Below are 17,754 nucleotides of genomic sequence, written 5' to 3' on the forward strand. Positions count from 1 at the left end.
GGCCTCCTAGAGTGCAGATTTGCCCGGTCCATCGGAAACCTTCATGAGTCCATCAGCCAGTCGTCTGACGCGATGCGTGAACATCCTGCGCGAATGCTTGCCGGCGTTGCAGGCCGTCTATCTGTTCGGCAGTCAGGCCAGCGGGCAGCACGAGACTTCCAGTGATGTCGATCTGGCAATACTACTGCCCGCGCCGCTGGGTGCGTATCAGCGTTGGGAGCTGGCCGAGCGTGTCGCCGAGCTGCTGAATCGGGACGTCGATCTGGTCGACCTGCGGTGCGCCAGTACCGTCATGCAACATCAGGTCGTCGAACACGGACGCCGGTTGTGGAGTGGTGGCACGGAGGCCGACGAATTCGAATTGACCGCACTCAGCGAGTACTGGGACCTGGCCATCCTGCGCCATGACCTGCTCGACGACATCCAGCAGCGAGGCAGCATTCATGGCCGATGACGTGCTTCTCAACAAGGCCGCGACCATCGAGCGCTGTGTGGCGCGTGCCCGGGAAGAATATGCCAAGGGGCCGGACTCCTTCGAGACCGATCAGACGCGTCAGGACGCCGCCATCCTGAATCTTCAGCGCGCCTGCGAGGCGGCACTCGACGCCGGCAATCGACTGATTCGAACCCACCGCCTCGGCCTGCCTCAGAGTGCCCGGGAGATATTCGATCTGCTGGCGAAAGCGCAGCTGATCGACCCCGAACTGGCCGGTGTCATGAAGCGCATGACCGGCTTTCGCAACATCGCCGTGCATGACTATCAGGCCGTGCAGGTCCCCATCGTCATCGCGATCATCCAGAACTACACGGATGACCTGCTGAACTTCGCCAGCCGGATGGTTCGGCTGGCGTGAGCTGTAGCACTCTCACTCGGTCTTTCAGTGTTCACGCTTCCGGTAGCGTCTTCGTGTCGATCCCGTGTCGCGCTACCATGCGCGGATGACGATGCCTGGTGAGTGAGCCCCGATGATTCTCGACCCGATTCCCCTGGCCGTAGCGGCCGCCCTGACGGCCTTCATCGCCGGCTGGAGCCTGGCCGCCTGGCGTGGCGCACGTCGGGTGGCAGCATTGCGCACGATTCAGACCGACCTGGAGTCGCGGCTGGCCGAGCAGGCGCGTCAGGCCGAGGCCGCCCAGGCATCGCTGTCCCAGGCCGACATCGCCCGGGCGCGCGTCGAGACCGAGCTCGCCGGGCTGCGCCGACACCAGGACGAGCTGCGGGCCGGCTTCGAGGAGCGCCTTCGTGAGCGTGACACCGAACGCCAGCGCCTGGAAGCGCGGCTCGCCGAGCAGGCCGCGGTGCTCGAGGAGGCCCAGGAGCGCACCGCCGGGCTACGCGAGACGCTGCAGTCCGCCACCACCCAGCGCGACGAGACGCGCCGCTCGCTGGCCGATCATCGCCAGTGGTGGGAGGCCGAGAAGGCCCGCAGCGGCGAACTCGCCGGCGAGCTCGCCGAGCTGAAGACGGCCTACGGCGAACTCGCCACCACTCTCGAGCAGAAGCAGAGGCACTTCGACGAACAGCTCGACCTGCTGCGCCAGAGTCGCGAAGCGCTCAAGCAGGAGTTCGAGAATCTCGCCAACGAGATTCTCGAGCGCAAGGGCAAGGCCTTCTCGGCGCTCTCCCAGGAGCGCATCAGCGGTCTTCTGCAGCCGATCCACAACGAGATGAAAGGCTTTCGCGAGAAGGTCGAGTCGATTCATCAGCAGGAGAGCGAGCAGCGCGTGCAGTTGCGTACCGAGCTCAGGCACCTGCAGGAACTCAACCGCGCGATAACTGACCAGGCCGACCGGCTGACCAACGCCCTGCAGGGGCAGAAGAAGATCCAGGGCAACTGGGGCGAGCTGATGCTCGAGAACGTCCTCGACGGCGCCGGCCTGCGTCGGGGCGTCGACTACCAGCGCGAGGCGAGCTTCACTACCGAAGAGGGCCGCAAGCGACCGGATGCCATCGTCCATCTGCCCCAGGGCAAGCATCTGGTGATCGATGCCAAGACCTCGCTGGCCGCCTACACGCGCTACGTCAACGCCGACGACGACACCGAACGCCGCCAGGCGCTGGCCGAGCACTGCCGGGCGGTGCGCGAGCGCATCAACGAGCTGGCCGACCGTCATTACTACGACCTGCCGGGGCTCAATTCGCCGGAAGTGGTGATCATGTTCGTGCCGGTGGAGTCGGCCTATGTGGAGGCACTCAAGTTCGACGACGGTCTCTACCAGCGGGCCATCGAGAACAACGTGCTGGTCGCCACGCCGACCACGCTGCTCACCAGTCTCAACATCGTTCGTCAGTTGTGGCGCTTCGAGGATCAGAACAAGCACACCGCCGAACTCGCCAACCGCGCCGAACGCTTCTATGCCAAGCTGGCCACCTTCCTGAACAGCATGGAGGACGTCGGCAAGAAGCTCGATGGTGCACGCGTGAGCTACGACCGGGCGATGAATCAGCTGGTCAGCGGCAAGGGCAACCTGATCAAGCAGACCGCCGAGTTCAAGGACCTGGGCGTGGCGGTCAAGAAGGAGCTGCCCGCCGAGCTGGTCGAGCGTGCCCACCTGGAACTCGACCACCACGGCGCAGCGGGGACCAGCGATGCGCCGTCCGGCGATCCGGCGAACCCGGCCGTCAGCCGCTCGGACGTCTGAGACGCCGTCGAGTCGGGACTGGCAGCGGCGCGTTCAGGCGGTGTCCTCGACCCGGGCATGCAGCCCGCTCATGGCCGAGCTCAGATAGCGGTCGTCGAAGTCGGCCTCCTCGAACAGCCGGTCGCGATCGTGAACTTCGATGTGGTGACGCGCCTTGGTGAGCAAGCCGTCACGCGTCATGTCGGACAGCGACCGGGATACGTGGACCGAGGTCAGGCCGAGCAGTTCCCCGAGCAATTTCTGCGAGAGCGGCAGGTAGAAGCCGCTCAGGTCCGTGGGCTGCACCCGATTCAGGCGGGTATGGGTCTCGATGATGAAGTGGGCGATCCGGGCACGCGCGCTGCGCTGTGAAATCAGCAACAGACGCTCGGTGAGGATCGCTTCCTGCCGGGCGAACGCGGCGAGCAGCGCCATCGACAGCGGGGTCGAATTTTCCATGATGTCGAGAATTCGGTGATGCGGGAACGGGTAAACCACCCCTTCGGTGATCATGCGTGCCTCGGAGATATGCGTCGCGAAGGTCAGTTCACGCAAACCGGCGACATCGCCCGGCAACAGGATGTCGACCACCTGTCGGCCCCCGTCGGGATTGTCGCGAAAGCTGTAGGCCCAACCGCTTTGGATGATATAGAGCTGATCGACCGGGCTGTCGGCCGTCCACAGGGGCTGACCGCTGCGCATTTGGGCCGGATCCTTCTCGAGATCACGCAGAAGACGCTGGTCGTCGTCACCCAGCCTGAAATAGTGATTCAGGTTGGCCAGGATGCAGCTTTGGATACGGGGCATGGAAACCGCCTTCTAGGATGGGGCGACAGTGGAGCGGTAAGGGTCGGCTGGTCGTTCGCTGACACGACGCATGCGATGAGGCGCGTGTCCCGGGCCGCAAGACCCGCAAATGTCTCCTGTGCCTGAGGCGGTCAAGGGAAAGTTACCGTGGCGATATCATCGGAAACCGAAGGATAGTTAATTTTTTCGGGTCGTACCAAGCACAGCGACGCCGTCAGCAGGGAAACCCGGCGAATCGTCACCCCTGGGATTCCAGCCGGTACCCATGCTGATAGACGCTCTTCAGGCGCAGGCCGTGGCGACCGTCGAGTTCGAGCTTGTTGCGCAGCCGACTGACGTGGGTGTCGACGGTACGCGTCGAGACGTCGGCGCTGATGCCCCAGACCAGTTCCAGCAGCTGCCCCCGCGAGAAGAGTTGACCGAGACGACTGAAGAACACGCTGGCCAGCCGGAATTCGCGGTCGGTGAGGGGGATCTCCGCCTCGCCCAGTTGAATGCGATGGCGCTGGTGGTCGAGATGGTAGGCGCCGATGTTGTCGTCGCTTGCCGCCGCCTGGATGCCGGCACGGCGTGCCAGGGCGGCGACCCGGGCCCGCAGCTCGGAGGGGCGCAGGGGCTTGGGCAGGAAGTCGTCGGCGCCGTGTTCGAGCGCCAGCACCACGTCGTCCTCGCCGTCGCTGGCGGTAATGAAGAGGATCGGCCCGTTCCAGCCGTGGTGACGGCGCAACTGGGTCATCACGTCCAGGCCCGAGGCATCCGGCAGGTACCAGTCGAGGATCAACAGGTCGAAGCCCCGAGCGAGCAGGGCGCGGTGCATCTCGCTGGCACGCAGGTAGGTCTCGACCCGCTCGTCGGCGAGGCACTGGCGTATGAAATCGCATTGATCCTTGTCGTCTTCGAGAACGCCGATACGCATGCCTGCTTGCTCCGTTGTACGTTTGTCGATGGGGGCTCTTTGTCTTATCGGCAGCCTTGTCACAAAGCTTCACAGTTGGCCGTGCTGGAGACGACGCTTCCGCCGATATACTGACCCAGGTCATCAGGAGGGCCTGAAACATGTCAGTCCAGTTCGTGAAGCACCTGTTTACCGTCAGTATGGCATTGCTGGCGGTTCTGGGGGGGCGTGCACTCGCTCTCGAGGCGCCGCAGGGCCCGGTGTTGCTCACCGTCACCGGGAATATTGCCAACACCAACGTGGGTAACGAGGCACGCTTCGACCGGCAGATGCTGCTGGCGCTGACCCAGCGCGACACCGCCACGCACACGCCCTGGCACGATGGTCGGGTGGTGTTCAGCGGCCCCTTGGGGCGCGCCGTGCTCGAGGCCGTCGGCGCGCAGGGGACGCGGATGCGAGTGACCGCGCTCAACGACTACGCCGCGACCGTGCCGATGGCCGATTTCTACGAGCATGACGTGATCCTCGCCATGTCGGCCGACGGCCGGCGACTGCGGATCCGCGATCAGGGGCCGCTGTTCGTGATCTATCCCTTCGACGAGGCGCCGGAACTGCTCAACGAGACGGTGATGACACGCTCGGTCTGGCAGGTCACACAGATCGATATCGAATAAGCCGGATACCCTGCCATGCTCCACCTGATGTCGCTGCGCTTCCGGATCACCAGCTTCGCGGTGATCCTGTTCTTTCTCTCGGCCATGATCACCGGCGGCGTGGTCTACCAGCGTCAGCAGGCGGTGGAGAACCGCCTGCTCGAGGATCTGGTCTGGGCGGTCTATCAGTTCGATCGCGAAGTGCGCGAACTGCGCCTGACCTTGAGTCATACCCAGGACGGCGATCTCGACGAGCTGCTGACCCGCTACGAGATTCTCTACAGTCGGGGGCAGCTGTTCAGTCGCGGCGAGATCGCGCGAAGCATGGCGGCGATTCCCGCGATTCGCCAGCCACTGGTCAAGGCCCTGACGGCGATTCATGACATGGAGGCGGATTTCCGGGCGCTGGGCGACGGTGAGTTGTCGCTCACGCCGGCCTTCCGCCAGCGCCTGGAGGCCAAGTTTCAGGCGCTCCAGGAGGATGTCGGGACCACCCTGGTCAATACGCATGGCTACGTGGCCTCGCTGCGTGTCGAGGAACGCCAGTTACTGCTGCGCCTCTACGCCGTCGTCCTCGCGATGGTGCTGTTGATGATGGGGTCCGGCGGGGTGCTGGTGGTGTCCCTGCTGCGCCAGGCCAGGGAGCGCCAGTTCAAGACCGAGCAGCTCGAGGTGCGCACCCGGGAACTCGAGGCGGCGCGGGAACGGGCCGAGGAGGCCAGCCGTGCCAAGTCGGAGTTCATGGCGGTGATGAGCCACGAGATTCGCACGCCGCTCAATGGTGTGGTGGGCGTTGCCGACCTGCTGGATGGCGAGGTGAGCGGGCCGCGCGGGCACGACCTGCTGCAGACGCTGCGTGACAGCGCCATGGGCCTGCAGGTGGTGATCAACGACGTGCTCGACTTCACCAAGATCGAGGCCGGTTCGCTGGATCTGGATCGGCGGCCGTTCTCGTTGTCGGCCTTCCTCGATCAGCTCTGTGCCGGCTATCGCACCCGCGAGAAGGCCACCGGGTTGCGCTTCGAATGCGATATCGACGCGGCCCTGCCCGACTGGGTGAGCGGGGACGTCAACCGTCTGCGCCAGATCGCCATGAATCTGCTCAACAACGCCTTCAAGTTCACCGAAGCCGGGTTCGTGCGTCTGAGCGTGTTTCCCGACGACGGCGCCATCCGCTTCGACATCCGTGACACCGGCTGCGGGATCGAGCCGGCCATGCAGACGCGCCTGTTTGCGCCGTTCTCGCAGGTCGACAGTTCCATCGCCCGCCGTCACGAAGGCACCGGCCTGGGGCTGGCCATCTGTCAGCGGCTGGTCACGGCGATGGGCGGCGAGATCGGCCTCGATAGTCATCCCGGCCTGGGCAGCCTGTTCTGGTTCCGCGTGCCCCTGCCGCGGGTCGCCGAGGGAGAGATCGATGAGACGGTCTGTGAGCCGGCGTCGGCGTTGTCGCGTCATCACCTGCTGATCGTCGAGGACAACCCCGTCAATCAGGCGCTCACCCAGGCCATGCTGGAGTATCTGGGGCAATCGGCCGATATCGTCGATAACGGGGAAGCGGCGCTGGTGGCGCTGGCGCAGACTCCCTACGATCTCGTGCTGATGGACATCCAGATGCCGCGGCTCGATGGCTTGGAAACCACACGCCGCTGGCGTGCGCGGGAAACCGGCACCCGGCTGCCGATCGTGGCGGTCACCGCCAACGTGATGCCGGCCGATCGCCAACACTGCCTGGAAGCGGGGATGGACGACATGATCTGTAAACCCTTTACGCGGGCCGATCTGCGCCGCCTGCTGGGGCGCTTTCTGGGGGTCGCGAAGGGGCCCGGTGAGGTGCGGGAGGCGGTCGCCAGCGAGGAGGCGCCGGCGGCGTCGGCCGGCCCTCCGCTGATCGATCCGGCGACTCGTGACGAGTTGCGCGACGCGCTGGCACCCGACGTACTGGAGGGGTTGCTGTTGACCTATCTCGAGCGTCTGACGTCGCGTCTGAGTCGCTTCGAGACGTTGCTGGCGGCGGAGGATCGCGCGGGTATTGCCGCCGAGGCGCATTCGCTCAAGGGGGCGTCGTCGTCGCTGGGCTGCACGGCCATGGCGCAGGCCGCCGCCGAGCTCGAGCGCATCGCCGCGGATACGCCGTTCGCGACGCTGGCGCAGCGTGTCGCCGAGCTTCGGCGACTCCAGGAGGCGACCAGCGAGGCGTTGCGGGAAGAGGGGCTGCTGCCCGCCTGACGGCGGGCAGGTGACGCCGCGTTAGGGAAACACTGCATAAATGGCTACGCGGGCAAATCACGTCGTTGTGCGGTGCTGGTGCGCCAGCCCGGTCGGAATCCTCACCTATACCCCATAGGCTCCGGTTCCTGTGCGCCGTACGCCTCGTGCTTTACACCGCTCGCCAATTTAGAGCGCCTTTCACAACCGCTAGACGACGTGGACTTATCCGGCGGCAGGGCGACGCGAGGGCGCTGTGAACCCCTCCCTGGGCGCTACCTTTGCCATCCATGGCAAAGGACCCTCGCTTTGCCCTACCCCCGGCGCCCATCGTCAGAGGGTTTGGAAATGGGCTCTTATTCAGCGCTTCCTTAGTGCGGTGCGCGGGGATGTCGGGTCAGCCAGTCGCCGAAGGTCTCGGGATTCATCGGTCGGCCGAACAGGTAGCCCTGGCCCAGTGGACACCCCATGGCCGTGAGCAGCTCGTGCTGGGCGGGAGTCTCGATGCCCTCGGCGACCACGCGCAGGCCCAGACGCTGGCCGAGATCGACGATGGTCCGGGTGATGGCGGCGGCCTCGGCGTCGATGTCGCTACAGCCGACGAAGCTGCGATCGACCTTGATCTGGTCGAACGGCAGCCGGTAGAGCTGGGCCATCGACGAATAGCCGGTGCCGAAATCGTCCATCGACAGAGTGCAGCCCCGGTCGCGCAGGCTGCCCAGGACATGGCGGGCATAGCTCAGACATTCCATCGCCCCGCTTTCGGTGATTTCGAGTTCGACGCCGTCCAGGGCGATGCCGTGACGCGCCGCCAGGGCATCGATGCCGCTCAGGCAGTCGGCGTCGTGCAGCCATGCCGGCGGGACATTGACGGCCAGGCCGAAGTGGTGGCCGGCGGCTTCCCAGCGTGCCTTCTGGCGAAAGGCCAGGTCGAGCACGTGCCAGGTCAGGGCAACGCCACGGCCACTGCGTTCGGCCAGCGGGATGAAGGCGTCCGGGTAGACGATGCCCCGCCCCGGCGCGTTCCAGCGAAGCAGTGCCTCGACGCCGGTCAACCGGCCGCTGGCCAGCTCCAGCTTGGGCTGGAAGTTCAGGAAGAGTTCGTCGCGCCGCAGGGCGGTGTCGAACTCGGCCACGGTGAGCGGGGGCGGCGGCAGCGGGCGTTGCTCGAGCAGGCGCTGCAGGGTGGCCGGCTGCACGGGTTTGTGCAGGTAACCCAGCATCCTCAGTCCGCCGCTCCGGCCGGCCTCGACGAGCTGTTCCAGGGTGGCCAGCGAACAGCTGCTGACCAGGATCACGCCGGCGGTGGCCCGCTTGTCCTGCAGGAATTGCATGACGTCCCGGCCGGTGAAGGGCCCCAGGTCGACATCGAGAAAGATCAGCTCGGTATCGAGCATCTCGCTCTGACAGGCCAGCTCCTGGAGGCCGCTGGCGACCTTGACGCAATACCCGTGGCGGCCGAGCAGGGCGCGCATCAGAAGGCGGATCTCGACATCGTCATCGACGATCAGCGCCCGTGTCGCGGCGCCCTGAGGCGGTGGTACGCCGTCGACGGCGTGAAGCGGCAATGGTGACATGAGCGGCGCGATTCCCTGAGCGAAGATGACGCCAGCTTAGCGCAGGAGGCTGTGCCGGAAACCGTCGCGTCACGCTTTGTCACACTAGTTTGCGTTTGTCTCGGCCCTGCCGCGCGTCGCTGCTCTGGCGTACTGGCTGGCCAGTTCGCCCTCGATGTGGCGATAGAGTTCATGCAGGCTGGGTTGCAGGCTGGCCACCGCCTCGCGTTGATCGATGTAGAAGGCGCGCCGCTGACCGTGGAAGACGGTCGGCTCGCCGACGCAGGTAAAGCGCAGGCCGTAGATCGCCAGCAGCCGCGGCAGGCGATTCTGCATCATGGCGAAGACATGATAATGCCCGGACAGCCCCACCAGGGCGGTGGCGGCGAGGAACAGACCGACCCCGATCAACGGAAAGGTACGCCGTTCGTCCGCCGAGAAGCGGTAATCCGAGTCGGGGGGCGTGGGCGGGGCGTCGCCGGACGGCTGACGACGAAAGTAATGGGGGACGGCGAGTCGCGAGATCTCGCAGATCTGCCCGCGGGGCAGGCGTTCGGGATGCAGTTCGGGATGGGTCAGGCTGTCCCGGCAGTGGACTTCCAGCGGCAACCGGGCCAGCGTCGCCGAGGCCCCCTCGAGCGGGTGAACGAGACGCATGCAGCCGGCGGCCAGGCCGCTGGCGCGATGCTCGAGGAGCACGATCAGCGAAGCGCGGTCGTAATCGTCGTGTTCCAGGCGCTTGGCCGGGTCCTCGCTCATCTGGTAGTCGAGCTCGCGCCGGAACACGCTGTGACGCAGGGCGTAGGCACGGTCGCGCGCTTCGGGGGTGGTGGCGAGGCGAAAGGCGAAGGCCGCCTCGAACTGGGTCAATGCGTTCACGGGCAATTCCCTTCGGTCGGAGAGGTCTGATGCCTCCTTGTCGAGTCATCCCTGGCAAGGGCCTGTGGCGGCCTGGGCGTTGTACGAAATTCATCAAGGCCCGACCGTGCGTTCATTCTACGCCCCCGGCGCCGGCAGGCGAATGCGCGTTTGTCGAGTCTCAGTCGTGCTCGTCGGCGCCACGGCGGCGCCAGATGGCAAGGACTTCGCTCGCCGGCACCGGCCGGCCGATGTAATAGCCCTGGGCGTAGGTGATGCCGTACTGCTCGAGCAACGGCAGCATCCGTGCCTGATCGACGAACTCGGCGATGGTCCGCTTGCCGAAGCCGTTGGCGATGTCGGCGATCGCCTTGACGATCAGCCGGTCCTCGGGGCTGTCGAGCAGTTTCTGGATGAACGAGCCGTCGATCTTGATGTAGTCGGCGGGCAACTGACCCAGGTAGTGGAAGCTGCTGAAGCCGACGCCGAAGTCGTCGAGGGCGGTCTGGCAGCCCAGGTCGCGGATCCCCTGCAACACGCCGCGGGCGGTGGCGAAGTCGGTCACGGCGGCGGTCTCGGTGACCTCGAGGATCAGGCGCTGGGGATCGGCGCCGGACTCGACCAGCGTGCGTTCGAGGAACTCGGTGAGGTTGGCGTCGTGCAGCGACTGGCCGGAGAGATTGACCGCCAGACTCACGCCATGGCGCTGCAACCGCGCGAGCAGGCCCAGGCTCTCGCGCAGCACCCAGCGGTCGAGCTCGACGATCTGGCCGCTGCGTTCGGCGATGGGGATGAATAGCCCCGGCATCACCAGGGCCCCGTTGTCGCCGTGCATGCGCAGCAGGGCCTCGTAGTGGCGGATGCTGTCGTCGGTAAGTCGGCGGATCGGCTGCAGGACCAGTTCGAAGTCGTTCTCGCGCAGCGCCTGACGAATCCGTTCGACCCAGTAGACGCGCTGACGCAGCTCCTCGCGGGAGTGCACCACCGTCGACAGCAGGTGCCAGCGTTGACTGCTGTTCTCCTTGGCCTTGTACATGGCCAGGTCGGCGCCGGCCATCAGGTCGATCTGGCTCGAGCCATGCTCGGGATACAGGGCGATGCCGATGCTGGCCACGGCACGATGGCGTCGGCCGTTGGTCGAGAAGTCGATCTCCTCGAGGACCCGGACGATGCGTTCGGCGACCCGGCAGGCCAGGTGGGCGTCGGCGTTCTCCAGCAGGATCGAGAACTCGTCGCCGCCCAGGCGGGCGATGATCGCTTCGTCCTCCAGTTCGCCGGCCAGTGCCCGGGCCACCAGTCGCAGCAGCTGATCGCCGGCGTTGTGGCCGCTGAGTTCGTTGACTTCCTTGAACTGGTCAAGGTCGAGGAACAGCACCGCGCCCTGGGCGTCGATGGTCAGGGCGCGTTCCAGGGCGTCCTGGAAGAAACGCCGGTTGTAGAGGTCGGTCAGCGGGTCGCGATGGGCCAGCCAGGCCAGGCGTTCCTCGGCCCGCTTGCGTTCGGTGATGTCCAGCCCCACCGAGATCAGGGTGCCGGCGTGCTGGCCCTGTCCCGGGATCGGGGCGTGATACCAGGCGATGATCCGTGACTCCCGGCGGGCGGTGAGCAGCTCGCCTTCCTCCTGCGAGGCGTGCTCCTGGGGCGGCAGCGGCAGCCGCTCGTGGCCGTGGTGTTCGTGGCGGAACAACTCGGCGAAACGCCGGCCCATCAGGGCGTCGGCGTCGTAGCCGGTGACCGTTTCGGTGAAGCGGTTGACCAGGGTGATCCGCCCCTGCTCGTCCTGGGTGAGGATCAGCACCCGGGCCGTGTCCAGCAGGCCGCTGACGAAATCGCGCTCGACGCTCAACTCGGCGAGGCGCCGGGTCAGCTCCTGGTCGCGGCTGGAAACGGCATGTTCGAGGGATTCCAGCTGGCCGGCGAGTTCGAGCGTGGTGCGTTCCAGGGTGTCGATCTCGTCGGTGAAGTGGCGCTTGTCGCGCGCCAGCGAGCGCTGGACGCCGTCGAAGTCGCGCTGTGCGAGCCGGGGCAGCAGCACCGCCAGATCGCGCAGGCGCGCCATGGGGCGCCACAGGATCAGCAGCAGCAACCCTTCGGCGGCCAGCCAGCCGAGCAGGGCGATCGTCAGGCTATGGCGGGTATCGCGACGGATCGCCTCGACTTGCTCGGTGATGTCGGAGATCAGCAGCAGGTAGCCGCGGCTCGGGAATTCGGCGGAATCGTTCATGGGCACCGCCGCGAGTTCGTAGGTACGCCCGCGATGCGCGAAGTTCCACGGCCCTTCGGTGAGTCGCGACAGCGGGGCCTGCCGCGCGGCGTCGCGCAGGATCGGCAGATTCTGGTCCTGGTGGGTCAGGGTGATCAGTGAGCCGCGCCACGCGGCCAGGTAGCGTTCGCCGGGGACCCCGGAAGCGGTGGTCGGCGGTGGCGTGACCGCCGCGCTCGACAGGCCGGCGCTATAGCGCTCGGCGACCAGCAGCGCCACGTCGGACTGGGCCATGCTCCGGGCGTAACGGGTCAGATCGGCCAGCGAGCGTGACAGCACCACCACACCCACGCTGGCTCCGCCCGCGAGCACCGGCACCACGGTGTACTGACGGCAATCCTGCAGGCAGCGCAGGGTGCTCAGCGGTGTCTCCTTGCGCATGACCTGACGGGTCCAGCCATCGAACGGGGGGGTGTCGCCGGGCAGCGGCTGGCCGCGGGCCGCGAGTACCTGACCGCGGTCGTTGAATATGCGCATCTCGTCGACGCCGACGTCGAGCTGCAGCGTCGGCCAGACCGGGTCGATGGCCAAGGTGACGCGGGTCGGGCTGTTGGCGCGCACGGCCGCGCCCAGCCGGTCCGAGGCGGCGGCGAGACTGGCCAGTTGAGTCAGGGTGTCGTTGGACCGGGCGATCACCTGCTGGAATTCGCGCTGGCGTGACTGGTAGATGGACTCGCGCGATTGGTGAAACTGTTCGGTGAGACTGTCGTGACTGATGAGCGTGAATACCGAGGCGATGCCCAGCAGCAGCAGGCTGGTCAGGGCGATCGCCCGCCAGGTCAGGCTGATCCGCGGCCTTTCCGTGTCGCTATCGTTCGGCAGTCGCATGGTCCGGGGCAATCCTCGCTGGCTGGTCGTCGACCCGCACTCGGGTCATGGCGTTCAAAATCGGAACGAGGCCTGGAACAGCAACAGGTTCCAGTATTTTTCCGTGTCCTCGGCATCGGCGACGGGTAGCCAGCCCGTGCCTTCGATGTTGTGCCACTCCGCCGCCAGCAGCACCCGCGGGTGGATACGCCACTGCAGGCCGGTGGTCACGTCCCGGGCGTAGCGGGAATAGGCCGGGCCCAGACCGTCCGCCTCATACTGGGAACCGTCGCGATCGTTGCGGTCGTTGGCCAGGCTGTCGTAACGCAGCAGCCATTGCCATTCGTCGGCGAAGCGCCGTGTGTACTGCACGTACCAGCTTTGCCCGAGGCTGACGTCATTGAGACGCGGGTTGGTGAAGTCGTCGAGCGCGATGCGACGCAGGGCGAATTCCGTGGTCAGGCTCCAGTGCTCCTGGTTGTATTGCCACGAGAGGATCCAGGGCTGGAAGTGGAAGCGGCCGTCGCCGATGGGGCCCGCGCTGTCCTGGTAACGGGCGGTGACGTCGGCGGCACTCAGGGCAGCGGTCCAGTGGCCTTCGCCATCCTCGTAGAGGATCTGGCCGATGTAGGAGGTACGGCCGTCGAAGGAACCGGCCTGCTCGCCGAGTCCCAGGGTCTCGTCGAGATCGTCGCCGGCCTGGGGGTCGCCGATGCCGATCTGCAGGCGCAGCGTGCCGTCGGCGAGGTATTCCTCGTCGTAGACCGAGACGCCGTCGGCGGCCAGCGCCAGCGAGCGGGTGCGCTCGAAATAGATCGACTGCGGCAGCAGGATGCTCGGCCGCGTGAAGGCGACGTCGCGGGTCTGGTTGTAGAAGCCGAACGGGTTCTTGAAGCGTCCGAGCTGGATACCCAGCCTGCGCCGGGCGTTGGAGAATGCCTGGTAGTCGACGATGCCATGATCGAGCCTGGGGCTGGCATCGTCGTCACCGGCGCGACGGCTGAGCACCTGGGCGGACACCAGGACGTCACGCAGGGGGCGCAGCGAGACGTTGAGGCCGATCTCGGTGTACTGGAAGCTGCCGTCGTTTTCGCTGCTCGGGCCGAAGAAGTCGTTGTCGTCGCTGACCAGCCAGGCCTGACTGAGAAAACCGTGAACCTGCAGGGTGTCCATGGCGTCGGCCTTGGCGACCGGCCAGGGCAGGCAGCCCGCCAGGGTGAACAGCGACCATGCGATCAGGCGCTCAATTCGCCAGCGATATGACATGGACACTGTCCTCCAGTTGATCGCGCTCGAGATAGCCGACACCGCCCGGTGTCGAGGCCACGCGTTCGAGCATTTCCCGTTCGTCGTCCACCGGGTGGGGGGCCTGGCCGGTGCCGGAGAAGACCACCCGATCCCAGGCCAGTCGCAACTGGTGGGGGTAGACGTTGAGCAGCCTCTTCGCGAAGCGCTCGTGCACGGGGTCGTCGTCGGGCAGCACGAAGACGTTGATCGCCTGGCCGTTGGGCCAGGTGCGCAGGCGCATGGCAAAGATGGCGCGGGCCATGTCGTGGGAGATGACGCGCGCGCCGACTCCCTGGTTGGCGATCACCACGACATCGTGCTCGGCCCCCTGGGCCGGACCCTGGCAGGCCAGCAGCAGCAGCGCCGTGCAGCCGACGAAATGCCGGGTCAGATGGCGCGTCCACGGGGGCGGCGCCAGGTTGCCGGGATGGAATCGGCGGCGGCGTGAGCCAGGGCACCCGGAAATCCGCGAGGTACCCGATGGAATCGAGGACGCGATGGCATCGTTACGCCGCTGGGGTCGACGCCAAATCATGAGGTGGAAAACGCCCAGGACGCGGGCAAATCGTTAGCGCACTTCGGGTAGACTTTCCCGCGAAGCCGCAAGAAATCGTCAGCTGGCACGAGCGTTTTCATTCGTCTGTTTGACCCCGAGTTACGACCCATGAGGGACGTTTACCATAATACTAGCGTGTCAATCGAATCCATCATCCTGGCAAAAAAGCCGACCCTTCTCGTGCGATGGCTCAGAGGGCAAGCCTGATGCCTTGTAGCGCGAAGTCTCTAATTAATATTTGGTATCCCGCGCCTGTTCGATAGCGCCGGCGGAGTGGCCAACCCTCGCCACGACCGGGCGGCGATCAGGTATGTTACTCGTGCTCGGCACAAATATGAATTTCACTAAGTTATTTTTTTCACAGCACTTCCCGCAGTGAACACGGCGGAGACACCGGCAGGTCGTGCCGACCTGATACCGATCAAGGCGGACGCCACCACCCCGACTAGACTCGAATCATCGCCTGCGTCACCGACCGGAGAGTGCCCCATGCGTGCCATGCAATTGCATCAGTTGACCCCCGTGACCCAGCGCGCCACGCCGCTGCGCATCGGCGAGATCGAGGCGCCGCAACCCGCCGCGGGCCAGGTGCTCATCGAGGTGGGTGTCTGCGGCGTCTGCCACACCGAACTCGACGAGATCGAGGGGCGCCTGCCGCCGCCTCGTCTGCCGCTCGTTCCCGGTCACCAGGTGGTGGGTACGATCATCGGCGTGGGCCGCGGTGTGAACGACGCGCGGCTGGGGGAACGGGTGGGGGTCGGCTGGATCGCCTCGGCCTGCGGCGAGTGCGACTACTGCCGCAGCGACCGCGAGAACCTGTGTCCCGAGTTCGTCGCCACCGGGCGCGACATCGATGGCGGCTATGCCGAACGCATGGTGGTCGATGCGCGCTTCGCCTGTCCGATTCCGGGCTCGCTCGACGACGCCCAGGTGGCGCCCCTGCTGTGCGCCGGGGCCATCGGTTATCGCTCGCTGCGTCTGGCGGCCCTGGAGAACGGCGAGCCGCTGGGCCTGACCGGCTTCGGCGGCAGCGCGCACCTGGTCCTGCAACTGGTGCGGCATCGCTATCCCGATTCAGCCGTCTTCGTCTTCGCGCGCAATGCCGCGGAGCGCGAGTTCGCCCGCCAGCTCGGGGCGCGCTGGACCGGCAACACTCATGAACGCCCACCCGAGCCTCCGGCGGCGATCATCGACACCACGCCGGCCTGGACGCCGATCGTCGCGGCGCTGGGTCATCTGGCCCCCGGCGGGCGTCTGGTGATCAATGCCATTCGCAAGGAGGGGCGCGATCAGTCGGCTCTTCTGGCGCTGGAGTACCCGTCACACCTCTGGTTGGAGAAGCGTATCCAGTCGGTGGCCAACGTCACCCGCCGCGATATCGTCGAGTTTCTCGAGCTGGCCGCCGAGATCGACATCCGTCCCACGGTGCGGACCTTCCCGCTGGAGGAGGCCAACGGGGCGCTGATCGAACTCAAGACGCGTTCGGTGCGCGGTGCCAAGGTGCTAAAGATCAGGGAATAGCCACGGAAAAGCCAGCATGCCGACGTAAAGGGCCGCGCCGGCGGTGGACGGCGGCGCGGCAGACCTCGGTGGCACTCACTGGATGTCGATTCGCCGGCGACGGGCTTCCTTGAGCTTGGGCAGGATGAGTTCGAGCACGCCGTCCTGGAACGAGGCGCTGGCCTTGTCGGGATCGACGTCGCCGGGCAGCGTCAGCGTGCGGGCGAAGGTCCCGCGCGAGATCTCGCTGCGGAAGTATTCCCCCTTTTCCTCCTTGCTGGTCGTTGCTTGCTCGCCCTTGATGGTGACACGGTTATCGGCGATCGAGACGTCCAGATTGTCGCGTTCGACACCGGGTATCTCGGCGCGCAGCACGAACTCGCCGTCGCGATCGATCAGATCGACCCGGGGCAGGCGTGGCCCGGCCATGTCGAAGCGGTCCCAGAACTGGCGTTCCTTGAACAGCGGACGCATCCAGCCGCGATCGAAGACATGCTCGAGCAAGCGGTCGAACTCCTCGAACGGTGTCATCGCCTGATTGCCGGACCGTCCGGGGGGTGATTCCGGCGCGCCGGGGGTGGCGTCCTTCATCTCGCTGACGTTGCTCATGTCGCTGAGTTTCTTGGCCATGGGAAAACCCTCCATGAAGAGGATGTGGTCCGGCGCTTGGGCCCGCCGGGACCACCGGTGAAACCCACGGATAGAAAGATAGTGAGGCCCGTGTAAACGCGTATTGACGCTCGTCAAGAGCGCGTTGGGCGAAGCCGTCAAGATGAGCGGGGGCCCGCGATGTAAACCCGCTAGACTGACGGTATCGATCAGGGAGGACGCCTGCATGGCACGACTTTCATCCCAGGGCGAAGCGACGGTCGACGAGCTCGCTCAGCGTCACGGCTTCAGCCGCGAAGCGGTCATACACATGCTGTTCGCGGTTCGTGACGGCAACGGCGGCATGGCCCAGTTCAGTCATCCCGAATTCGGCGGCTCCGGGCAATGGATGCGCGGCGGCATGCTGATGCTCGGCGACATGTTCAATCATGGCTTGAAAGGGCGGGTGGACGCGCTTTGTCACGACGTCGCCGAACGGCTCGCCGCGCAGCCCGGGCTGCTCCATACGGGCAGTTTCCAGTCGCAGCGCCAGAGCGGCGGTGCCCGGCAGTATCAGGACACGGGCGACATGGCCGGCACCTCGAGCCTGTTCGTGGCCGACCCCGACGATCGCTGGTGGCCGGCGGCGCTCGGCGAGCCCGATGCCCGGGGCACGCAGAATCAGCTGCGCTATGCCTACTTCGCCGGGCCAAGGCGGCTGGCGGTGCACAGCAACGGTAGAGTCCGGGTCTACGACACCGGCGATCACCGTATCGGCGGCTTCGCCCAGCAGCAGGGGGCCGGCGGCTCGATCACCTTTACCAGCCAGCACGGCAGCGTCGATGTGACCCGATTGACTCTGGTCTCGACCGACGACGCGGGCCTCGCCGCGGTCCCGCCGGCGAGCGAACCGGCCCCGCCGCCGTCCCCGAGCCCCTCGCCTGGCATCTCGTCCGTCGGCGGAGACGACGTCTTCGCCGCCCTGGAGCGGCTCGGCGACCTCAAGGCCAAGGGCATCCTCACCGAGGCGGAATTCGCCGCCAAGAAGGCGGAACTGCTCGCCCGGCTGTGACGCATGCCGCGATGGGCGGGGCACCTTGCCGCCGGTGCGGGTGGCGGGCGTGATGCCGGGGCGAATCTCGCCCGCGGCCGGT

15 protein-coding genes are annotated in these 17,754 nt (G+C 66.2%); 7 read left to right on the plus strand and 8 right to left on the minus strand.

The window, feature by feature from the left end; translation table 11 throughout:
* Window positions 1-43: 43 nt before the first annotated feature.
* From KGR00_RS20530 to rmuC, 3 genes are all read left to right on the plus strand, one after another.
* On the plus strand, window positions 44-454 hold the full coding sequence (locus KGR00_RS20530) for a nucleotidyltransferase domain-containing protein (protein WP_224419117.1): 411 nt from the start codon (window positions 44-46) through the stop codon (window positions 452-454).
* A complete protein-coding gene (locus KGR00_RS20535; RefSeq protein ID WP_224419118.1) occupies window positions 444-854 on the plus strand; it encodes a DUF86 domain-containing protein in 411 nt (136 codons plus the stop codon). Before KGR00_RS20530 ends, KGR00_RS20535 begins: the two co-directional genes overlap by 11 nt.
* Window positions 855-966: 112 nt before the next feature.
* A complete protein-coding gene (gene rmuC / locus KGR00_RS20540; protein ID WP_224419119.1) occupies window positions 967-2,643 on the plus strand; it encodes a DNA recombination protein RmuC in 1,677 nt (558 codons plus the stop codon).
* 33 nt (window positions 2,644-2,676) lie between these two features.
* Here rmuC and KGR00_RS20545 read toward each other — a convergent pair whose 3' ends face one another.
* Together KGR00_RS20545 and KGR00_RS20550 are read right to left on the minus strand one after the other, a co-directional pair.
* Window positions 2,677-3,429 (minus strand): Crp/Fnr family transcriptional regulator, encoded by a 753-nt coding sequence (locus KGR00_RS20545; RefSeq protein ID WP_129139309.1) that lies wholly within the window; start codon window positions 3,427-3,429, stop codon window positions 2,677-2,679.
* A gap of 238 nt (window positions 3,430-3,667) precedes the next feature.
* Window positions 3,668-4,345 (minus strand): response regulator transcription factor, encoded by a 678-nt coding sequence (locus tag KGR00_RS20550; RefSeq protein ID WP_129139318.1) that lies wholly within the window; start codon window positions 4,343-4,345, stop codon window positions 3,668-3,670.
* A gap of 140 nt (window positions 4,346-4,485) precedes the next feature.
* Here KGR00_RS20550 and KGR00_RS20555 point away from each other — a divergent pair, with 140 nt between their 5' ends.
* Entirely contained in the window at window positions 4,486-4,998 is a 513-nt protein-coding gene (locus KGR00_RS20555; protein WP_129139319.1) for a molybdopterin-dependent oxidoreductase, read from the plus strand.
* A gap of 15 nt (window positions 4,999-5,013) precedes the next feature.
* Window positions 5,014-7,206, plus strand: coding sequence for an ATP-binding protein (locus KGR00_RS20560; RefSeq protein ID WP_224419120.1), 2,193 nt, complete (start codon window positions 5,014-5,016; stop codon window positions 7,204-7,206).
* A 350-nt stretch (window positions 7,207-7,556) separates the two neighbouring features.
* On the opposite strand, the gene KGR00_RS20565 is transcribed toward KGR00_RS20560, so the two are convergent.
* The 5 genes from KGR00_RS20565 to KGR00_RS20585 all read right to left on the minus strand — a co-directional run bounded on the left by KGR00_RS20565 (window position 7,557) and on the right by KGR00_RS20585 (window position 14,491).
* Window positions 7,557-8,762 (minus strand): EAL domain-containing response regulator, encoded by a 1,206-nt coding sequence (locus KGR00_RS20565; RefSeq protein WP_224419121.1) that lies wholly within the window; start codon window positions 8,760-8,762, stop codon window positions 7,557-7,559.
* A gap of 84 nt (window positions 8,763-8,846) precedes the next feature.
* Window positions 8,847-9,620 carry a PEP-CTERM/exosortase system-associated acyltransferase gene (locus tag KGR00_RS20570; protein ID WP_162500829.1) on the minus strand — a complete coding sequence of 258 codons (774 nt, stop codon included), beginning with the start codon at window positions 9,618-9,620 and terminating at the stop codon, window positions 8,847-8,849.
* 160 nt (window positions 9,621-9,780) lie between these two features.
* Window positions 9,781-12,690, minus strand: a complete 2,910-nt coding sequence (locus KGR00_RS20575) for an EAL domain-containing protein (RefSeq protein ID WP_224419122.1) — start codon at window positions 12,688-12,690, stop codon at window positions 9,781-9,783.
* Between the two features lie 54 nt (window positions 12,691-12,744).
* Window positions 12,745-13,935 (minus strand): hypothetical protein, encoded by a 1,191-nt coding sequence (locus KGR00_RS20580; RefSeq protein ID WP_224419123.1) that lies wholly within the window; start codon window positions 13,933-13,935, stop codon window positions 12,745-12,747.
* A complete protein-coding gene (locus KGR00_RS20585; RefSeq protein ID WP_224419124.1) occupies window positions 13,913-14,491 on the minus strand; it encodes a substrate-binding domain-containing protein in 579 nt (192 codons plus the stop codon). Before KGR00_RS20585 ends, KGR00_RS20580 begins: the two co-directional genes overlap by 23 nt.
* A gap of 510 nt (window positions 14,492-15,001) precedes the next feature.
* Here KGR00_RS20585 and KGR00_RS20590 point away from each other — a divergent pair.
* On the plus strand, window positions 15,002-16,033 hold the full coding sequence (locus tag KGR00_RS20590; protein ID WP_224419125.1) for an alcohol dehydrogenase catalytic domain-containing protein: 1,032 nt from the start codon (window positions 15,002-15,004) through the stop codon (window positions 16,031-16,033).
* A 75-nt stretch (window positions 16,034-16,108) separates the two neighbouring features.
* Here KGR00_RS20590 and KGR00_RS20595 read toward each other — a convergent pair whose 3' ends face one another.
* Entirely contained in the window at window positions 16,109-16,642 is a 534-nt protein-coding gene (locus KGR00_RS20595) for an Hsp20/alpha crystallin family protein (protein ID WP_224419126.1), read from the minus strand.
* A gap of 205 nt (window positions 16,643-16,847) precedes the next feature.
* On the opposite strand from KGR00_RS20595, the gene KGR00_RS20600 reads away from it, so the two are divergent.
* The gene (locus KGR00_RS20600; protein ID WP_224419127.1) at window positions 16,848-17,672 is read left to right on the plus strand and encodes an SHOCT domain-containing protein; all 825 of its coding nucleotides are present in this window, start codon (window positions 16,848-16,850) and stop codon (window positions 17,670-17,672) included.
* Window positions 17,673-17,754 lie beyond the last annotated feature (82 nt).

Source organism: Modicisalibacter sp. MOD 31.J (assembly GCF_020147985.1).
GTDB lineage: Bacteria > Pseudomonadota > Gammaproteobacteria > Pseudomonadales > Halomonadaceae > Modicisalibacter > Modicisalibacter coralii.

Coding starts and splice junctions, on each gene's coding strand:
- KGR00_RS20530 (WP_224419117.1), top strand. CDS start 44: ATGAGTCCATCAGCCAGTCGTCTGACGCGATGCGTGAACATCCTGCGC.
- KGR00_RS20535 (WP_224419118.1), top strand. CDS start 444: ATGGCCGATGACGTGCTTCTCAACAAGGCCGCGACCATCGAGCGCTGT.
- rmuC (WP_224419119.1), top strand. CDS start 967: ATGATTCTCGACCCGATTCCCCTGGCCGTAGCGGCCGCCCTGACGGCC.
- KGR00_RS20545 (WP_129139309.1), bottom strand. CDS start 3,429: ATGCCCCGTATCCAAAGCTGCATCCTGGCCAACCTGAATCACTATTTC.
- KGR00_RS20550 (WP_129139318.1), bottom strand. CDS start 4,345: ATGCGTATCGGCGTTCTCGAAGACGACAAGGATCAATGCGATTTCATA.
- KGR00_RS20555 (WP_129139319.1), top strand. CDS start 4,486: ATGTCAGTCCAGTTCGTGAAGCACCTGTTTACCGTCAGTATGGCATTG.
- KGR00_RS20560 (WP_224419120.1), top strand. CDS start 5,014: ATGCTCCACCTGATGTCGCTGCGCTTCCGGATCACCAGCTTCGCGGTG.
- KGR00_RS20565 (WP_224419121.1), bottom strand. CDS start 8,762: ATGTCACCATTGCCGCTTCACGCCGTCGACGGCGTACCACCGCCTCAG.
- KGR00_RS20575 (WP_224419122.1), bottom strand. CDS start 12,690: ATGCGACTGCCGAACGATAGCGACACGGAAAGGCCGCGGATCAGCCTG.
- KGR00_RS20580 (WP_224419123.1), bottom strand. CDS start 13,935: ATGTCATATCGCTGGCGAATTGAGCGCCTGATCGCATGGTCGCTGTTC.
- KGR00_RS20585 (WP_224419124.1), bottom strand. CDS start 14,491: ATGATTTGGCGTCGACCCCAGCGGCGTAACGATGCCATCGCGTCCTCG.
- KGR00_RS20590 (WP_224419125.1), top strand. CDS start 15,002: ATGCGTGCCATGCAATTGCATCAGTTGACCCCCGTGACCCAGCGCGCC.
- KGR00_RS20595 (WP_224419126.1), bottom strand. CDS start 16,642: ATGGCCAAGAAACTCAGCGACATGAGCAACGTCAGCGAGATGAAGGAC.
- KGR00_RS20600 (WP_224419127.1), top strand. CDS start 16,848: ATGGCACGACTTTCATCCCAGGGCGAAGCGACGGTCGACGAGCTCGCT.